At 47.1% G+C, this 586-nt stretch carries 1 protein-coding gene; it reads right to left on the bottom strand.

Translation table 11 applies throughout. The features are described from left to right. On the bottom strand, positions 1-586 hold a 586-nt coding region (locus R7Q48_RS29285), incomplete at both ends, for an ammonium transporter (RefSeq protein ID WP_411979309.1).

The raw sequence follows: 586 nt of genomic DNA, 5'->3' as shown, positions 1-586 counted from the left end.
AACGGCACCTGTCACTAATTCACCAAGCGGATGCATTAAATCTGACCCCGCGCAAACCGCAACCAAACCGGCCAAAGGGCCATTGTGAATAAAGCCAGGGTCATTTTTACCCGCAAGTAATGAAGCTACGATACCTCCAACCATTGCCATCAACGAGTTCATCGCCACTAAGCCACTGATTCCAGAAAGAGTTTGAGCGGACATAACGTTGAAACCAAACCAACCAACACAGAGAATCCAAGCCCCAAGTGCCAAAAATGGGATATTAGATGGAGCGAAGTTCGTATGCTTTCCTGCGCGGATACGACCTCTACGCATCCCTAAAAAAGTAACAGCCACCAGCGCAATCCATCCACCACCGCCGTGCACAACGACCGAACCTGCAAAATCGTAAAAACCATAACCAAAGGTACTTTCAAACCAAGCTTGAACACCAAAGTTTCCATTCCAGATGATTCCTTCAAATAGCGGATATACTATGCCGACAGTGAAAAATGTTGCGATTAGAATCGGATAAAAACGAGCTCGCTCCGCGATACCACCAGAAACAATAGCAGGAATCGCCGCAGCGAAGGTCAGTAAGAAA

It is taken from the genome of Vibrio sp. 378 (genome assembly GCF_033339435.1).
This window is presented reverse-complemented; position numbering and strand designations above follow the sequence as displayed.